The organism is Mycobacterium sp. MAC_080597_8934 (genome assembly GCF_000523975.1).
In the GTDB taxonomy this organism is placed as follows: domain Bacteria; phylum Actinomycetota; class Actinomycetes; order Mycobacteriales; family Mycobacteriaceae; genus Mycobacterium; species Mycobacterium avium.
Genome location: NZ_JAOS01000004.1, coordinates 32,279 through 50,211, shown reverse-complemented (window position 1 = coordinate 50,211; position 17,933 = coordinate 32,279). Strand labels below are relative to the sequence as shown.

Below are 17,933 nucleotides of genomic sequence, written 5' to 3'. Positions count from 1 at the left end.
TCAGCGGATCTGCAGTCCGCGCCGGCGCACCCAGGACACGGCCGCGAGGCTGCCGGCGATCCAGACGCTGACGGCGATGGCCAAATGGACCACGCTCTTGGTGTCGCGCCCGAACACCGGCCAGATCAGCGCGGGCAGCTGTTGCCACAACACCCGGTGCTCCACACCGTTCATCGGGTCGGCCACGTAATACAGCGCATACGGCAGCGCCAGGGCCAGCAGCCAGCTGCGGGTGCGGCGCAGATCGGCGCGCTGGCGCCAGCGCCGGATCAGCGGCTCGACGCTGACCGGGTGCAGCACCGAGATCAGGTTGCCGACGCCCAGCCAGGACAGGATCGGCACCGCCACGGTGGGCACCGTAATGGCAAGCCGCGCAGGCGTTTCCAGCCACAGCGTCAGCGCCATCGCGGCGGCCAGGGTGGGCAGCCCGACGATCGTGAGCAGGGCCAGGTTCTTGACCAGCAGGATTCGCCCGAACGGCACCCCGTCGGCCAACCCGCGCAGGATGCGGTAGTGATCGGCGCCCAGGAAGTTGGTGGTGGTGACATCGGCGAGCACCCACGACGAGAAGTAGGTGCCCACCAGGATCACCCAGTCGTGATGGTGGCCCAGAGTCAGCGGCTGCACCAGCAGCCAGGCGGCGGCGGCGATCACGTTGGCCAACACACCCATCAGCCAGGTGCGCGGCGGGGTGAACGCCCAGCGGATCTCGGCGAGGACCGCGGGAAGGAGATCCTTCTCGAAGTCCTTGGCGGCGCGCCGCGCCGCGGCGGGACGGGGAGCCGAGGCGCGCACCGCAGCGCGCAGCAGGGCGCCCGCCCGGGGAGGTGCCGGCGCCGCGGCCGGCGGACGAACGGATCGGCGCGAGACGATCAACTGGCGTGGCCTCCTCCCTCCTCGGATCGGTCAACGGCGGTCAGCTACGCAGGGCAGGATAACCGCATGAACCGCAAGCGTGTCGTTGTCGCCGGCCTCGGGGACGTCGGCGTCCTGGCGGCGATCCGGTTGTCCCGGCACGCCGACGTCGTCGGGATCTCCGCCAAACCCGCCCTGGTGAGCGGCCAGGAACTCGGGGTCCGGCTGTCCCGCCCGCACGACTGGGCCCGCGATTACTGGATTCCGTTCGACCGGTTCCGGCGCCTGGACGGCGTCCGCACGGTGCAGGCGACGCTCACCGGGGTGGACTTGGCCGCCCGCACCGTATTCGGGCGCGGCGACGACGGCGCACCCGTCGCCGAGCCGTACGACGCGCTGGTCATCTGCACCGGGGTCAGCAACGGCTTCTGGCGACGCCCCACCCTGCAGTCGGCCGCCGAGATCGGCGCGGACCTGCGCGACGCGCACGAGCGGCTGGCCGCCGCCGGGTCGGTGATCGTGGTGGGCGGCGGCGCGGCCGCGGTCAGCAGCGCCCTGAACATGGCGAGGACCTGGCCGGACAAGCGGATCGACCTGTACTTCCCGGGCGAGACCGCCCTGAGCGGGCATCATCCCCGCGCCTGGCGGCGGCTGCACGCCCGGCTGACCCGGCTGGGGTCGGCGTCCACCCGGGGCATCGCGCCGTGCTGCCCGACGGCTTCGCCGGCGACGAGCTCACCAGCCGGCCCGTGCAGTGGAGCACCGGGCAACCGCCGGCCGCGGCCGACGCCGTGCTGTGGGCGATCGGAAGGGTGCGGCCCAACACCGGGTGGCTGCCCGCCGAGCTGCTCGACGAGCGCGGCTTCGTCCGGGTCACCCCGCAGTTGCGGGTGCCCGGCCATCCCGGCGTGTTCGCGGTCGGCGACGTCGCGGCCACCGATCCGCTGCGCAGCTCGGCGCGCAACCGCGGCGACGCGCTGGTGGCGCGCAACGTCGTCGCCGAGTTCACCGGCCGGCCGCTGCGCGGCTTCCGGGCGCCGAGGCGGCGCTGGGGTTCGCTGGTGGGGATCCAGCCCGACGGGCTGGAAGTCTTCTTGCCCAGCGGTCATACCGTGCGCTTCCCGTCCTGGTCGGTGCAACGCGTGGTGATGCCCCTGATCGTGCGGTGGGGCATGTACGGCGGGGTGCGCCGCAACGACCCGCTGGGGCGGGAAACGGCCACTCCCCCAACGCTATGACGTTGGTACACAAAGAGTTTCGCCGATCAGACGCCGTTGAGCAGCAGCATCAGCCCGTAATCCATGTGGATCTGCTGATGGCAGTGCAGCAGCGACAGGCCCGGTTGGTCGGCCACGAAGTCGATCTCCATGCTCTGGTAGCCGCCGAGCATCGCGACGTCCTTGCGCACGCCCGCGGTGGGCGTCCCGGCGAACCGGGTGATTTCGAAGGTGTGCCGGTGCAGGTGCATCGGGTGCAGGTCGTCGCTGGCGTTGCGCAACCGCAGCCGGTAACGCCTGCCGCGTTCGACGTCCAGCACGGGTTGGTTGCTGTCCATCGCGAACGGTGTGCCGTTGACCGTCCAGACGTTGAAACCGTTGTCGGCGGCGTTGCGCTTTTCGATCAGCAGGTCGATGGTGTGATCGGGCGGCGCGACCGGCGCCGGGTGCGGGCCGGCGAACAGCCGGTAATCCCAGGTGAACGGCGGCGGGGGCACCCATTGCGGTTCCCCGGCGCGGCCGGCGTATTCGACGACCACGCCCAGCCCGTGCTCGCGGTCGTCGTCGGACAGGTCGCCCAGCACCCACACGCCCGGATTGGTCATGCTGACCAGCGCCGAGACGCGTTCCCCCGCGCCGAGCCACAGCACCGGCACCGGCGCCCGGTTGGGCACCGGGTTGCCGTCCAGCGCGACGACGGTGAAGGCGTGACCGGGCAGGGCCAAACTGCGGGTTTCGGTGGCGCCGGCGTTGAGGACGTGCAGCAGCACCAGCTGGCCGGTGCGCACCCGGATGGGATCGCCGTGGCCCAGCATGCGTCCATTGATCGCGAAGGCCCGGTAGCCGACCTCGTAGCCGGGTTGCTCGCCGCGGCCGCGCGAGGCCGCCATCGACGACTCGCCCCGCTCCCTCAGATCCGGCTCCTGCGCGCCGGCGAGGAAGTCGACGGCCATGTCGCCGCCCCGGCTCAACGACGGCTCGAATTCCTTGAGCGTCAAGAAGGTTTCCTGGTCGAAGGCACCGGCGTCATCGTCCTTGGACGCGATGTGCACCGGCCCGACCAATCCGCTGTACTGGCCGCGGGACAGATCGGCGCGCGGCACCACATGGGTGTGATAGAAGCGGAAGCCGGCCGGGCCGGGAACGAACGAAATCCTGCGCATGCCATGCGCGGGCACGTACGGCGTGCCCTCCTCGGCGGCGCCGTCCACGTCGGCACCGATGTGCTGGCCGTGCCAATGCAGTTGCTCGGGGGCGTCGGTGTCGTTGTACACGTCCACCCAGGTGCGCCGGCCCTGCATGAAGCGCAGCAGCGGGCCGGGAAACTGGCCGTTGTAGGTGAGGGTGGACACCACCCGCCCGGGCGCCAATTCGACTGTCCCCGTGGCGATCCGCAGCGTGTAATCGGCCTTACCGTGCGGCGGCCCGGCGCATGCGGCCAGTGCCGCGATGCCACCCCACTTGCAGAAGTCGCGCCGGGTGACCGCCACCATCACCGCCCGGGGCCGCCGCCGGCCGGCGGCAACACGTGGCTCGATTCGCTTGGCGCAGCGCGGAATTGCCGGGCGACGCCGCCCGGTGCGGCGGATGGCAGCGGCGCAACGGCGGCTCGGCTGGCTGTCGCCATGCTGTCAAACGATACGTCACACGGGCCGGCCGCGGCGCGGTGCGACTGCCGGGCGCTGCGGATGGTTCCGCGACGGGGCGACGGGGAAGACTGAGCAAATGGCCGATCCCCGCACCGACCCGTTCGAAAAGCTGGTGGCGCTGCTGAACTACCCCATGTTCGTCGTCACCACCCAGTCCGACGGCACCCCGGCCGGCTGCCTGGTGGGGTTCGCCAGCCAGGCCAGCATCCACCCGCCCCGGTTCCTGGTCGGCCTGTCGCGGCGCAACCACACCTTCCGCACCGCGCGCGACGCCACCCACCTGGCCGTGCACGTGTTCGACCACGACCACCTGGACGTGGCGGAGCTGTTCGGCAGCCAGACCAGCGACAAGGTCGACAAGTTCGACCGCTGTTCCTGGCATCCCGGCCCGCACCGCCTGCCCATCCTCGACGACGCCGCCGCATGGTTCGCCGGCGAGATCCTGGATCGTTTCTCGCTGGGCGATCACGTCGGGCACCTGCTCGCCCCCGTCGACGGGAGCCCGCCGCGGCAGCTGGAAAGCTGGGTGTCCTTCGGCGACGTGCGCCACCTGGAACCGGGACACGAGGCGTAAGGGTGAACTCGCCGCCCCGGATCAGCGCCGTGCCCGGCATCATCGAGCTCGCGCCCTTCTATGCCGATCCCCCGGATGGGGTGCGCGCCAACATGATCTTCAGCGCCGACGGCGCCGCCGCGTTCGGCGGCCGCGCCGGCCCGCTGTCCTGCCGCACCGATCAACGGCTGCTGCGCATCCTGCGCGGGCTGGCCGACGTCGTGCTGGTCGGCGCCGGCACCGCCCGGGCCGAGAACTACGGCCCGGTGCGGCTGACCGACGCGGCGCGGGCCCGCCGGCTGCACGAAGGGCGCGCCGCGCCGCCCCCGATCGCCGTGGTGAGCCGCAGCGGCGAGCTGCCCGCCCGGCTGTTCAGCGACCCCGAGCAGCCGCCCATCCTGGTGACCTGCGCGCGCACCGCGGCCCGGCCCGACCTCGACGCACAGCACGTGCTGGTGGCCGGCGAGGAGACGGTGGATGTGGCCCGCGCCGTCGCGATGCTGCGCGAGGCCGGCATGCATCGCATCCTGTGCGAGGGCGGCCCCACCCTGCTCGACGAGCTGGTGGAGGCCGACGCCCTCACCGAATTGTGCGTGACGCTGGCCCCCAAGCTGGCCGCCAGCCAGCCGTTGGGCTACCGGGTGCACCCGGCGCGGCTGACCGCCCCGGTTGGCCTGCATCTGGCGCACGCACTGGTCTGCGACGACTATCTGTTCCTGCGGTACCGCCGCTGAGCCGCCGCGCTCGGCATGCAGCCGGCCACGCCTGTTCCTATGATGAAAATGCCCGGCTCGAAACGTGATCGAATCGCCTCCCGCGACATCACCTTTCAGTTGATTCAGTTGACCGCTGCCCAGCGCCCACGCAACCCGTGCCCACAGAAAAGGATCGCCGGCCAGGTGAGCAGTTCAGACCACGACCGCGATTACCGCAACCTGGCGGTGAACCGGCTGCGCCCCAGCGAAATCCAATGGGCGCTCAACCACGACGCCGTGCACGGCATCGCGTATGCGTTCAAGAATCCCGTCGCCGTCGCCGAGGCCACCGAGGATCCCGGTGACGACCGCAAGACCTACCTGATCCGGGTCAAGCGCGACGACCTGGCCAACGCGCTGGACAAGATCAACGAGTGGATTCTGGACAATCCCGGCCCGTCCGGGATGCAGGCCTACGGATTCGTGCGGGCGCTTTCCCGGGAAGGGCTCACCGACCGCGCCATCGGCGACGACGACCCGCGTTGAGCGCCCCACCGAATTAGCTGGCTTTCGCTCTTCGCCGTGCCCCGCGCCTTATGCCTGCACGCCACTGCCCGGGCGCCGGCAGCCGGTTTGCGGCGCATGGCTGGCGGACGAGGAGTCGCCGATGGATGACACGAGCACGGATTCGCGGGAGGGCTCGCAATTCGGGCCGTATCGCCTGTGGCAGTTGGTCGGTCGCGGCGGCATGGGCGACGTCTACGCGGCCGAGGACACCGTCCGCGAACGCATCGTGGCGCTGAAGCTGATGTCGCCGGCCCTGTCCAACGACCCGGTCTTCCGGTCGCGGATGCAGCGTGAGGCGCGCACCGCCGGGCGGCTGCACGAACCGCATGTGGTGCCGATCCACGACTTCGGGGAGATCGACGGCCAGCTCTACGTCGACATGCGGCTGATCGACGGCAAGGACCTGGCCGGCAACGGCGTCGAGGACCGCACCGACGGCGAACTCGCCCAACTGGCCAAGACGGTCGGCGCGGGGGCCGACGCGATCGCCTGCATCAAGTCCGGCGACGAGCTCGGCACCGCCAAGACCAAAGCGGCAAACGGCTACTCGACGCTGTCCGGGGTCAACGCCAACTCCACCCCGTTCGTCTGGGACGGCACCAGGGCGGTGAACTATCAGGACCCCAGCTGGCTGACCAAACTCACCGGCTGATCAGTCGACGGGCGCCGAATCCCCTTGGGGCTCAGTGTCTTCGGCGTCGTCCACCGTCAACGGCAGGGCCAGGTCCTCCAGCGGGCGTTGCTCGGCGGCGATGCCGAGCCACAGCTCGACCAGCCCGGCCGCCGCCATCACCACCGCCCCGATCAAAAACGACCACACCACGTGGTCGCGCTGGCCCGAGTCGATCAGCTGACCGAACAGCAGCGGGCCGGTGATACCGCCGATCGCCGTGCCCATCGCGTAGAAGAACGCGATCGCCAGCGCCCGGGTCTCCATCGGGAAGATCTCGCTGACCGTCAGGTACGCCGCGCTCGCACCCGCCGACGCCAGGAAGAACGCCACGATCAGCACGCCGATGAAGGCCCACACCCCGCCGGCCTGGGTGAGGAACACCAGCGCCAGCGCCACCACGACGACGGCGGAACCGATGTAGGTCAGCGTGATCATCTGTTTGCGGCCCACCGTGTCGAACAGGTGCCCCAGCAGCAGCGGCCCGGCGAAGTTGCTCAACGCCCACAGCACGAAGAACACCGGCACCATGCCGGAGGGCACCGCATAGAACTGGCTGAGCAGGGTGCCGAGGTTGAACGTGACGCCGTTGTAGAGGAACGCCTGCCCGATGAACAACGCCAGGCCGAGCACCGCGCGCCGCGGGTAGAGCTTGAAGGCCACCGCGGCGATCTCCCGGAACGAGATCGCGGTGCGCTGACGGATGCGCAGCGCCTTGCCCTGCGGCTCGGGCAGGGGCCGGCCGGTCTGCTGCTGGACCGCCTCCTCGATCTCGCCGACGATGTGCTCGGCTTCCTCCTCGCGGCCGTGGATGAACAGCCAGCGCGGGCTTTCCGGGACGTTGCGTCGGACCAGCAGCACGAAGATGCCGAGGATGGCGCCGATGCCGAAGGCCAGGCGCCAGCCGAGGTCGGCCGCGAAGTTCGAGGTGTCCAGCAGGATCAGGGCGCCGCCGGCGCCGGCCGCCGAACCCAGCCAATAGGTTCCGTTGATCACCAGGTCGACGCGGCCGCGCACCCGCGCCGGGATCAGCTCGTCGATGGCCGAGTTGATGGCGGCGTATTCACCGCCGATGCCGGCGCCGGTGAAGAACCGGGTCAGGAAGAAATACCAGGGGGCGAACGCGAACGCGGTCGCCACGGTGGCGATCAGGTAGAGGGCCAGGGTGAGGATGAACAGGTTCCGCCGCCCGAACCGGTCGGTCAGGTGACCGAAGAACAGCGCACCGGAACATGCTCCGGCGATGTAGATCGCGGCCGCCATGCCGATCTGTGCCGGGTTGAGCGCGATGCCGCTGCCCGGCTCCATCAGCCGCGCCGAGACGTTGCCCACCATGGTGACCTCGAGCCCGTCGAGCACCCACACCCCGCCCAGGCCGATCACCACCCGCCAGTGGAACCGCGACCACGGCAGCCGGTCCAGCCGCGCCGGCACGTGTGTGGTGATGGTGTTGGTCTGCGCGCCGGCGCTCATGCGTCAGCCCCGGGCAAAGCGGGATTCCTCGGGAGTCCAGGCCTGCGGCTGGCCGGGGTGACCGGGGAACAGGAAGTCGATGAAGGCCGCGGCGGTGGGCTGCGGTTCGTGGTTGGCCAGCCCGGGCCGCTCGTTGGCTTCGATGAAGGCGTAGTCGGCGCCGGTCACGTCCGGCACCAGCAGGTCGATGCCGGTCACCGGGATGCCGATCGCTTCGGCCGCGGTCACCGCGACCCGGCACAGTTCGCTGTTGACCTGCGCGGTGACGTCGTGGATGGTGCCGCCCTGATGCAGGTTGGCGGTCCGGCGCACCCGCAGCCGGGTGCCCTGGGGCAGCACGTCGTCGAGCTTCCAGCCGGCTTCGGCGACGGTGGCCTCGGTGAGTTCGTCGAGCGGGATGCGCGATTCGCCGCCGGTGGCCGCCGAGCGGCGCCGGCTCTCGGCGGCGATCAGGTCCCGCACGCTGTGCTCGCCGGTGCCGATGACCTCCGGCGGCAGCCGCAGCGCGGCGGCGACGACACGGCCGTCGATCACCACCAGCCGAAGGTCGTCGCCGGGCACCCGCTGCTCGATCAGCACGTCCGGGTATTGCGCCCGGGCCCGGGCCAGGGCGGCGGACAGGTCGTCGGGCCCGTTCTCGGCGGTGACCCCGACCGTGATGCCCTTGCCCTGCTCGCCGCGGGTGGGTTTGACGACGACCTCGCCGACCTCCTTGAGGAACGCGAAGTCGCCCTCGTCGAAGGTGGCCAGCCGGGCGCGCGGCACGGTGATGCCCGCCTCGGAGACCAGGCGGCGGGTCAACCGCTTGTCGTCGCACCGGCACATGGCCACCGCCGAGGTGTACTCGGACAGCGATTCCCGGGTGATGACGCTGCGGCCGCCGTGGGTTAGCCGCATCTCGCCGGTCTCGGCGTCGAGCACCTCGACCCAGATCCCGCGGCGCAGCGCCTCGTCGGCGATGATCCGGGCGTAGGGATTGAGGTCGTCGACCGTCTCCGGCGGCGGGCTGAACAGCGGCTCGTTGATCGCGTTCTTGCGCTTGATGGCCAGCACCGGCACGCGGCGGAAGCCCAGCTTCTCGTACAGGCTGATGGCGGCGGCATTGTCGTGCGCCACCGACAGATCCATGTAGGCGCGGCCGGCGCTGCGGAAGTGCTCGGCCAGCGCCCGGGTCAGGGCGCCGCCCACCCCGGGCAGCCCGGCGGCCGGGTCGACGGCCAGCGTCCACAGGCTCGACCCGTGCTCGGGGTCGTTGAACAGCAACTCGTGGTCGACGCCGGTGACGGTGCCGACCACGGCGCCGTCCTCGTCGCGCACCGCGAGCAGGTATTTCACCGCGGGCACGTGCTGATGGTTCTCCCAGATCACGTCCACCCCGGCCGGGACCATGCCGCAGCGCACGTACACCCGGTTCATCGCGTCGGCGTCGATCGGGTCGTTGAGCGTGCGGACCGTGACGCCCAGCGGTGTGGGCGCCAGGCTCTTCTCCTTACCGGTGAACCGCAGCCGGTAGGTGTGGCTGGGGTCGATGAAGAGCTCGGTGGGCGCCTCGGCGACCACGACATGGGATTCGCGGGCGTAGATGCAGATGTCGCGCCGGCCGGGCCCTTCCCGCCGCAGCGCCTCGACCAGCTCTTGGGAATTGGCGAAGGTTTGCCCGAAAATCAGTCGGCCCCAACCCAATTCGAGCTCGACGTCCTTGGCCATCGCGTCCACCATCTCGGGCGGCGACGCGTCGTGCAGCCCGAGGGTGATCGCCTCGGAGGGGTGATCCTCTGCCGGATCGGTCATGGTCATGCAACCGGGCCCGTCACACCGTGCCGCTGCAGCCACAGCTCGAGCAGGGCGATCTGCCACAGCTCGTTGCCGCGCAGCGGGGTCAGCTTGCCGTTGGGGTTGGCCAGCAGCGCGTCGACCGCGTCGGTGTTGAACAGACCGCGTTCCTTGGCGGTCGGCGCGTACAGCGCGTCACGGACCATGTCCAGGTAGGGGCCTTCCAGGTGGGTCAGCGCCGGGACCGGGAAGTAGCCCTTGGGCCGGTCGATCACCTCGGACGGAATGACCCGTCGCGCAGCCTGTTTGAGCACACCCTTGCCTTCGTGGGCGATCTTGTACTCCGGCGGGCAGGTGGCGGCCAGCTCGACCAGCTCGTGGTCGAGGAAGGGCACCCGGCCCTCCAGCCCCCAGGCCATCGTCATGTTGTCGACCCGCTTCACCGGGTCGTCGATCAGCATCACCGTGGTGTCGAGCCGCAACGCGCGGTCGATGCCGGTCTCGGCGCCGGCCTGGGCGAAGTGTTCGGTGACGAACCGCAGGCTGGGGTCGCCCGGGGCGAGGATGCCGGGTCCGACCAGCTGCGCGACGCCGGCGGTGTCTCGGTCGAAGAAGGCCGCCGGTACTGGGCGACGGCCCCGTCCAGGGTGGCGGCGGCCGGATCGCCCATCGGCGGGTACCAGTGGTAGCCGGCGAACACCTCGTCGGCGCCCTGCCCGGACTGCACCACCTTGACGTGCCGGGCCACTTCCTGGCTGAGCAGGTAGAAGGCGACGCAGTCGTGGCTGACCATCGGTTCGCTCATCGCGCCGATGGCGCCGTCCAGCGCGGGCAGCATCCGGGCGGAGTCGATGCGGATCTGGTGGTGGTTGGTCTCGAAGCGCTGGGCCACGATGTCGGAGTACTGGAACTCGTCGCCCTTCACCCCGCCCGCCGACTCGAAGCCGATGGAGAAGGTGGACAGCCCGTGTTGGCCGGCTTCGGCGAGCAGACCCACGATCAGGCTGGAGTCGACACCACCGGACAGCAGGCAGCCCACCGGGACGTCGGCCACCAGCCGGCGCTTGACGGCCAGTCGCAGGGTGGACAGCACGGCGTCCTCCCAGTCGCGTTCGGACCAGTCGGCGCGGTCGGCGTGCCGGGTGAAATCGGGCGCCCAGTAGGTGGTGACGGTGCGTTTGCCGTCGGGTTCGATGGCGACCAGCGAGGCGGGCGGCACCTTGCGGACCCCGCGCAGGATGGTGGCCGGGGCGGGCACCACCGAGTGGAAGCTCATGTAGTGGTGCAGGGCGACCGGGTCGATGCGGGTGTCCACGCCGCCGCCGGCCAGCAGCGCGGGCAGCGTCGAGGCGAACCGGACCCGGTGACTGTCCTCGGTCAGGTAGAGGGGTTTGATGCCGAGGCGGTCGCGGCCGAGCAGCACCCGACCGCTGTCGCGTTCGACGATGGCGAAGGCGAACATGCCGAACAGATGGCTGACGAAGTCGTCGCCCCACCGGTGGTAGGCCTTGATCAGGACCTCGGTGTCGCTGTGCGAGAAGAACCGGTAGCCGTAGCCGGACAGCTCGCTGCGCAGTTCCTTGTAGTTGTAGATGCAGCCGTTCCAAGCGATGGACAGGCCCAGCTCGGAGTCGACCATCGGCTGGGCGCCGGCTTCGGTCAGGTCGATGATCTTGAGGCGACGATGCCCGAGCGCGACGCGGCCCTGCGACCAGGCGCCGCCGGCGTCGGGGCCGCGTGGTGTCAGCACGGCGGCCATCGCCGAGACCGCGGCTACATCGGGCGCCCGCCCGTCGAGTCGTACCTCCCCGGTGACTCCGCACACCTCTTCGACCCTACCGTTGCCCGATTCCCAGCGCGCGTGACCTCCGCCAAAAGCGCTGCAACGGCCCAGCTACGGCCGCGATCCGTGCGCGGTGATCACCGCGATCGACGCCGGTGTGAAATGAATCGCACCGTCGCGACGGGCCGGCGAAATCGCTCATCACCGGACGGGCGGCTCGTCGTCGCCGGGGTCCGCCCCGAATCGTTGCGGTGGGGTCAGTTCCCGGCGACGTTGCGCGCCCAGCAGTTGCCCGAGGCGCTGCCCGTACGAATCCACCACATCGGCATTGAGGATCTCGTCATGCGTGCAGTCGATCTCGTGGATGACGATGTCGCCGGCAACGTACGGACGCCAATTCTCGGCGAGGAGCGCACTGCGATCCTCGTGATCACGCACCGCGGAGAAGATGGTCACATCGCCGAGGAAAACACCGGGCTCGTGAATCTTGCTGCGCTCGATATTGTTTCGGGCATTCCCGAAAAGCACATCGAAAAGGCGCTTGTGTCGAGACATGCCTTCGGCTCCGGCTTCACGGACGAGTTGGTTGAACTGCCGATGCGCGTGCGGTTGGTCGTGATCGGCGGCGGCCAGGTGCGACCGCAGGGCTTCTTCCATCATGTGCTGCTCGGCCAGGGCAGCGTCGGGTGCGGTGACGCTGCCGTCGAGACCGGGTTGAGCGTCGAGGAGGACAAGGCGTGCGATTGCGCACCCGCGCCGCTGCAGCTCGATCGCGAGTTCGTGGGCGACGACGCCGCCGAACGACCAGCCGACGAGATGGTAGGGGCCGTCGGGATAGGTTTCCTGGATTCTGTCGGCGTAGCTTTGCGCCATCTCGCGAATCGACCGCGGCGCGGCGTGCTGCGGTTCGGCTTGTTGAATTCCGATGATCGGGCAATCCAGATGATTGCCGAGCACCTGATATGACCAACTGAGCCCGCCGGCGGCATGGATGCAGAACAGCGGTGCGCCGGTCCCCTCTTTCAGGGTCTGGACGGGCACGATCTCTTCGGCTTGTCCGCCGCGAGCGGTATCCGTCTGCGCCCGCCGGCTCAGGCTTGCGACGGTGGGCGCCTCGAACAAGGTGCGGACCGCGAGCTCGACGCCCAGGCTGGCGTTGATCGCCGTGATCACCCGCATCGCCGAGATGCTGTCGCCGCCGAGTTCGAAGAAGGAGTCGTCGGCGCCGACCCGCTCCACGCCGAGCACATGGGCGTAGATGCCGGCCACGGTCTCCTCGACGGCGTTGGACGGGGCCCGGTAGCGGCTGCCCGTGTATTCGGGTGTGGGTAGGGCGCGGGTGTCGATTTTTCCGTTGGGCGTCAACGGGATGGCGTCCAGCGCCACCACCGCGGTCGGCACCATGTACACCGGCAGCCGTTGGGCCAGCGCGGTGCGCGCCTCGGCCGGGTCGGCGGTACCGGTGATGTAGCCGACCAGCCGCTTGCCGCCGGGCCGGTCCTCGCGGGCGATCACCACCGCCTGCTCGACATCGTCCAGCCCGGCCAGCGCCGCCTGCACCTCGCCGAGTTCGATCCGATACCCGCGAACCTTGACCTGCTCGTCGGCGCGACCCCGATAGTCCAACTGCCCATCGGGACGCCAACACACCAGGTCCCCGGTGCGATACATGCGGGTTCCGGGCTCGCCGAAGGGGCACGCCACGAACCGCGAGGCGGTCAGCCCGGACCGTCCGACATACCCGGCGGCCACCCCGGCGCCGGCAACATACAACTCGCCGACCACGCCGGGGGCCACCGGCCGCAACCACGCGTCGAGCACAAACAACCCCGCACCATCGACCGGCACACCGATCGGCGGTGACCCCATACCCGGGGCCAGCGGCGCACTGATGGCCACGCACATGGTGGTCTCCGTCGGGCCGTAGGCGTTGACCATCACCCGCCCGGGCGCCCAGCGGTCCACCACCTCGGCCGGGCAGGCCTCCCCCACCACCACCAACGACACCGACTCCAGCCCCTCGGGCGAGAGCATCGCCACCGCCGACGGCGTCTGGGTCAGCACGGTGACCTCTTCGTCGACCAGTAAGGCGTGAAAGTCCTTCGGGGAGCGGGTCACCGCCTCGGGCACCACCACCAGGCGTCCGCCCCGCAGCAGCGCGCCGAAGATCTCCCACACCGACACATCGAAGGCATACGAGTGGCTTTGCGTCCACACACCGGGCGACGGCAGTCCCGCATCCAGGGGCTCCAGCAGCTGCGTCACGTTGCGGTGCGTGACCGCAACACCTTTGGGCACACCCGTGGTACCCGAGGTGTAGATGACATAGGCGATGTCGTGGGGTGCGGGCGCCGGCAACGGCGTGCTCGGCCGGGTCTGGATCCGGGGGTCCTCGATGTCGATGGCCGCCACGTCGCAGCCGTCCAGCCGCGACCGCAGACCCGCGGTGGTGACCGCGGCGACCGCCGCGGAGTCGGCGAGCATGAACCTGACCCGGGCGGCCGGCGCCGCCGCATCGATCGGCAGATAGGCCGCCCCGGTCTTGAGCACCGCCAAGATCGCGACGATCGCGTGCGCCGACCGCGAAAACAGCAGCGCCACAGACTGTCCCGGGCCGGCACCGTGATCGGCCAGCAGGTGCGCCAGCCGGTTGGCGGCCTGGTCGAGTTCCCGGTACGTCATCGACAGGCCATCCCAGCTGATCGCCACCGCATCCGGGGTCTGCGCCGCCCGCGCGGCGAACAACACCGGGATCGACGGCGGCGCGGGCGGCGGCCCGGCCAGTGCCGCCCGGTTACCGATGTCGTCCAAGCGCTGACGCTCGGACGGGTCGAGCAGGTCGACCGACGACAGCGGCCGGGCCGGGTCGGCGGTCATCGCGATCAGCACCCGCTCCAACCGCCGGCTCAGCGCCTCGATGGTGGCCGCGTCGAAGATGCCGGCGTCGTATTCCACCCGCAGCCCCAGCCGGTCGCCGGACAGGGCGGCCTGCATGGTCAACGGGTAGTGGTTGCGCTCGAACAGGTTGACGTCGCTGATGGTCAGCTCGTGGTCGACGGCCAGCGCCGAGGTGTCCAGCGGGTAGTTCTCGTAGCCGAACAGCGTGTCAAACAGCTTGTCCTGGCCGGCGATTCGGTGGATCTCGCTCAATGCCAGGTGCTGGTGGTCCAGCGTGTCGGCGTGACCGCGTTGCAGCTCGGCCAGCAGATCGGTCGTGGTGGTGGCCGCGGAGATGCGGGCGCGCACCGGGACGGTGTTGATCATCAGGCCCACCATCGAGTCGGCGCCGGGCACCTCGGCGGGCCGGCCCGACACGGTGGTGCCGAACGCGACGTCGTGCTGACCGGTCTGCCACACCAGCAGCTGCGCCCACGCGGCCTGCAGCACGGTGCTGACCGTGGTGTGGTGGGCGCGGGCCAGCTCGCCGAGCGCCCGGGTGATCTCCGCGGACACCGCAAACGCTTGGACGCCTCGGGCGCCCGGCTCCAGCGAATGCGGCGGCCCGACCAGTGTCGGGGTGTCGAAACCGGCGAGCGCCTCGCCCCACGCCGCGCGGGCGGCGTCGAGGTCGCGCTCGGCCAGCCAGGTCACGAACCTGCGGTAGGGCGCGGGCGCGGGCAGCCGCTGCCCGGTGTAGCAGGCGAACGTCTCGTTGAGCAGGATCGGCACCGACCAGCCGTCGAGCACGATGTGGTGGATGGTGAGCACCAGCCGGTGCCGGTCGGGCCCGGTGCGGATCAACACGGCCCGGACCGCCGGCGCCTCGGCCAGGTCGTAGACCGCGGCACGTTCGCCGGCGCACAGCCGCCGGATCTGCGCGTCGGACTCGCTGCCGTTGGCATGCAGCTCGAGGTACCGCCACGCCATCGTCGGATCCGCCGGGATGACCTGAACCGGCTCGTCGAACTGATCGCAGAAGCGGGCCCCCAGGTGCGGGTGCCGGCTGATCACGGTGTGCATGGCCTCGCGCAGCCGGTCCCGGTCGAGCGGGCCGGTCAATGTCAGATCCAGCTGCACCACGTAGAGATGGTCGTCGCCGCCGCGGGTGGTGTTGGCGTGGAACAGCAGGCCCTGCTGCAGCGGGGTCAGCGGCAGCACGTCGGCGATCCGGTGTTGGCGCTCGAGCTGGTCGATCTGCGGCGGAGTCAGCCGCGCGGGCGCGATGTCGGACGGGGTCAGTCCGCCGCCGCCGGCGCGCACGTGCGCGCAGATGCCGGCCAGGGCGTCGAACCACAGCCGGCTCAACCGGGTCACCTGGTCGCGGTTCAGCGCCGAGGGCGCCCAGGTCCAGTTGGCGTGTAGCTGCGGGCCGTGCTCGGTGTCCATGGTGCCGGCGTTGAGGTCCACGGTGTGCATCAACGGCATGGGCACCGCGGTGCTGGTGGCGGTCGCCGAGGAGCCGTCGCGGCTGATCCGCCATAGCTCGTCGGAGAGCTCGGCGGCCGCGCCGCCCAGCCGGCCCAGGTAGTTGAACCCGATCGGCGGGTCGGCGCCGTCCAGGTCGACGTCGGTGTTGACGTAGCGCAGCAGCCCGTAGCTCAGCGGGTCGGGCAGGGCGCGCAGTTGCTCCTTGGCGTCTTTGACCAGTGCGCCCAGCCCCGGCGCGCCGGAGGTCACCTGCTCCCACTCCAGGGCGCCGACGGTCAGGGCGACCGGGTATTTGGTGGTGAACCAGCCGACGGTGCGCGACAGGTCCACGCCGGCGGCCAGTTCCTCGTGCCGGCCGTGGCCCTCGACGTCGATGCCGATCGGGGCGTCCGCGCTGTCCAGGAACTCGGCCCAGGCCAGCGCGAACGCGATGAGCAGGATGTCGTTGACCCCGGCGTGGAACGCCGCGGGCGCCTCGCCGAGCAGCGTGCGGGTGGTTTCGGTGTCCAGCGTGGCCGCCAGGTTCTCGGCGCTCTGGTAGGTGTCCGCCTCGGGGCGCACCGGCGGGAGCGCGGGCGGCGTCGCGGCGACCCGCCGCCAGGCGTCGGCCTGCTCGACCACCGCCGGCGAGGAGGCGTGCTCGGCCAGCAGCGACGCCCACCGGGCGAATGACGTGCCGCCCGCGGGCAGCACGATCGGCTGGCCGTTGTGATGCTGGCCCCAGGCGATGTTGAGGTCTTCCAGCAGCACCCGCCAGGACACCCCGTCGACGGCCAGGTGATGAATGATCAGCACCAGCCGGCCGGTGGAGCCCACCCACAGGGCGCTGAGCATCACGCCGGCGGCCGGGTTCAGCCGCGACCGCGCCTCGATGATCGCCGCGTCGGACAGCTCGTCCACGGTGTGCACCCGCTGCGCGGCGTCCACCGACCCGGGCTCGGGCACCTGCAGCGACCACTCGCCGGTGTCCGCCGCGGTGTCGACGCGCAGCCGCAGCATGGCGTGCCGGTCCAGCAGGGCCTGCAGCACCGCCACCACGTCGGCCTCGGTGACGCCGGCGGGCGCCTGCAGCACCATCGTCTGGTTGAACTCATCGACCGGGCCGTTCACGCCGCGCAACCATTCGATGATCGGCGTGGCCGTCACCTCGCCGGTGCCCTCGTCGGCCGGCCCGCCGTCCTCGTCGGCCACGCCTGCCACCCGGGCCAGCCGGGCCACGGTCTGCTCGGTGAAGATGTCGCGGGTGCGCACCGCCAGGCCGGCGGCCTTGGCCCGGGTCACCACCTGCATCGAGGAGATGCTGTCGCCGCCCAGGTCGAAGAAGGAGTCGTCGACCCCGACCCGCTGCACGCCCAGCACCTGGGCGTAGATGGCGGCCAGGGTCTGCTCGACGGGGGTTTCGGGGGCGCGGTATTGGCCGGCGTCGGAGTATTCGGGTGCGGGCAGGGCGCGGGTGTCGAGTTTTCCGTTGGGCGTCAACGGGATTGCGTCGAGCGCGACGATGGCCGCCGGCACCATGTAGGCCGGCAGCCGCTCGCCCAGCCGGGCGCGGGCCTCGGCCGGGTCGGCGTCCCCGGTGATGTAGCCGACCAGCCGCTTGTCCCCCGGCCGGTCCTCGCGGGCGACGACGGCGGCCTGGTCCACCCCGTCCAGCGCGGCCAGCGCCGAGCGCACCTCGCCGAGTTCGATGCGGTAGCCGCGGACCTTGACCTGCTCGTCGGCCCGACCCAGGTAGTCCAGCTGCCCGTCGCCGCGCCAGCGCACCAGATCGCCCGTGCGATACATCCGCGCCCCCGGCCGCCCGAACGGACACGCCACGAACCGCGATGCGGTCAGCCCGCCGCGCCGCCAGTAGCCGCAGGCCACCCCGGCGCCGGCGACATAGAGCTCGCCCACCACGCCCGGCGGCACCGGCCGCAGCGATTCGTCGAGCACGAACAGGCCGGTGCCGGGGACCGGGAAGCCGATCGGCACCCCGGCCGGTGACCCGGGCTGCAGCGGCGCGCTGATCGCGGTGTAGACGGTGGCCTCGGTGGGGCCGTAGGCGTTGATCATCGTCCGGCCCGGGGCCCACCGGTCGACCAGCTCGGCCGGGCACGCCTCGCCGGCGACCACCAGGGCGGTCGATTCGAGGCCCTCGGGTGAGAGGGTGCCGGCGGCCGACGGGGTCTGGCTGAGCACGCTGACCTGTTCGTCGACCAGCAGGGCGTGGAAGTCGTCCGGCGAGCGCACCACCGAGTCGGGGATCACCACCAGCCGGCCGCCGTGCAGCAGGGCGCCGAAGATCTCCCACACCGACACGTCGAAGGCCAGCGAATGCCACTGCGACC

7 protein-coding genes and 5 pseudogenes (1 of these 12 cut by a window edge) are annotated in these 17,933 nt (G+C 70.9%); 5 read left to right on the top strand and 7 right to left on the bottom strand.

Translation table 11 applies throughout. The features are described 5' to 3' along the window. Complete coding sequence (locus NF20_RS02990; protein ID WP_170925430.1) at nt 1-876, bottom strand: hypothetical protein; 876 nt, start codon at nt 874-876, stop codon at nt 1-3. 66 nt (nt 877-942) lie between these two features. Here NF20_RS02990 and NF20_RS02985 point away from each other — a divergent pair. Further along, nucleotides 943-2,093, top strand: a pseudogene (locus tag NF20_RS02985) (NAD(P)/FAD-dependent oxidoreductase). 26 nt (nt 2,094-2,119) lie between these two features. Here the strand turns inward: NF20_RS02985 and NF20_RS02980 are convergent. Next, entirely contained in the window at nt 2,120-3,568 is a 1,449-nt protein-coding gene (locus NF20_RS02980) for a multicopper oxidase family protein (RefSeq protein ID WP_011725222.1), read from the bottom strand. Between the two features lie 229 nt (nt 3,569-3,797). Here NF20_RS02980 and NF20_RS02975 point away from each other — a divergent pair, with 229 nt between their 5' ends. The 4 genes and pseudogenes from NF20_RS02975 to NF20_RS25910 form a co-directional block, all read left to right on the top strand. Next, nucleotides 3,798-4,295, top strand: a complete 498-nt coding sequence (locus NF20_RS02975; RefSeq protein WP_009977188.1) for a flavin reductase family protein — start codon at nt 3,798-3,800, stop codon at nt 4,293-4,295. Between the two features lie 2 nt (nt 4,296-4,297). Next, the gene (locus NF20_RS02970) at nt 4,298-5,008 is read left to right on the top strand and encodes a pyrimidine reductase family protein (protein WP_003876373.1); all 711 of its coding nucleotides are present in this window, start codon (nt 4,298-4,300) and stop codon (nt 5,006-5,008) included. Nucleotides 5,009-5,173: 165 nt separating this feature from the next. Then, nucleotides 5,174-5,515, top strand: a complete 342-nt coding sequence (locus tag NF20_RS02965; protein ID WP_044089410.1) for a hypothetical protein — start codon at nt 5,174-5,176, stop codon at nt 5,513-5,515. A gap of 121 nt (nt 5,516-5,636) precedes the next feature. Beyond that, nucleotides 5,637-5,949 (top strand): annotated as a pseudogene (locus NF20_RS25910) (serine/threonine protein kinase); the annotation flags it as partial. Between the two features lie 239 nt (nt 5,950-6,188). Here the strand turns inward: NF20_RS25910 and NF20_RS02955 are convergent. The 5 genes and pseudogenes from NF20_RS02955 to NF20_RS27955 form a co-directional block, all read right to left on the bottom strand. Further along, nucleotides 6,189-7,679 carry an MFS transporter gene (locus NF20_RS02955; RefSeq protein ID WP_003876371.1) on the bottom strand — a complete coding sequence of 497 codons (1,491 nt, stop codon included), beginning with the start codon at nt 7,677-7,679 and terminating at the stop codon, nt 6,189-6,191. Nucleotides 7,680-7,682: 3 nt separating this feature from the next. Further along, nucleotides 7,683-9,476, bottom strand: a complete 1,794-nt coding sequence (gene ngg, locus NF20_RS02950) for an N-acetylglutaminylglutamine synthetase (protein WP_009977198.1) — start codon at nt 9,474-9,476, stop codon at nt 7,683-7,685. Then, nucleotides 9,473-11,277: pseudogene (locus NF20_RS02945) on the bottom strand (N-acetylglutaminylglutamine amidotransferase). The gene ngg and the pseudogene NF20_RS02945 overlap by 4 nt, the downstream one beginning before the upstream one ends. 159 nt (nt 11,278-11,436) lie before the next feature. Further along, nucleotides 11,437-12,447, bottom strand: a pseudogene (locus NF20_RS28880) (alpha/beta fold hydrolase); the annotation flags it as partial. 177 nt (nt 12,448-12,624) lie between these two features. Then, nucleotides 12,625-17,933 (bottom strand): annotated as a pseudogene (locus NF20_RS27955) (amino acid adenylation domain-containing protein); its annotated part runs 2,560 nt beyond the window's last position; the annotation flags it as partial.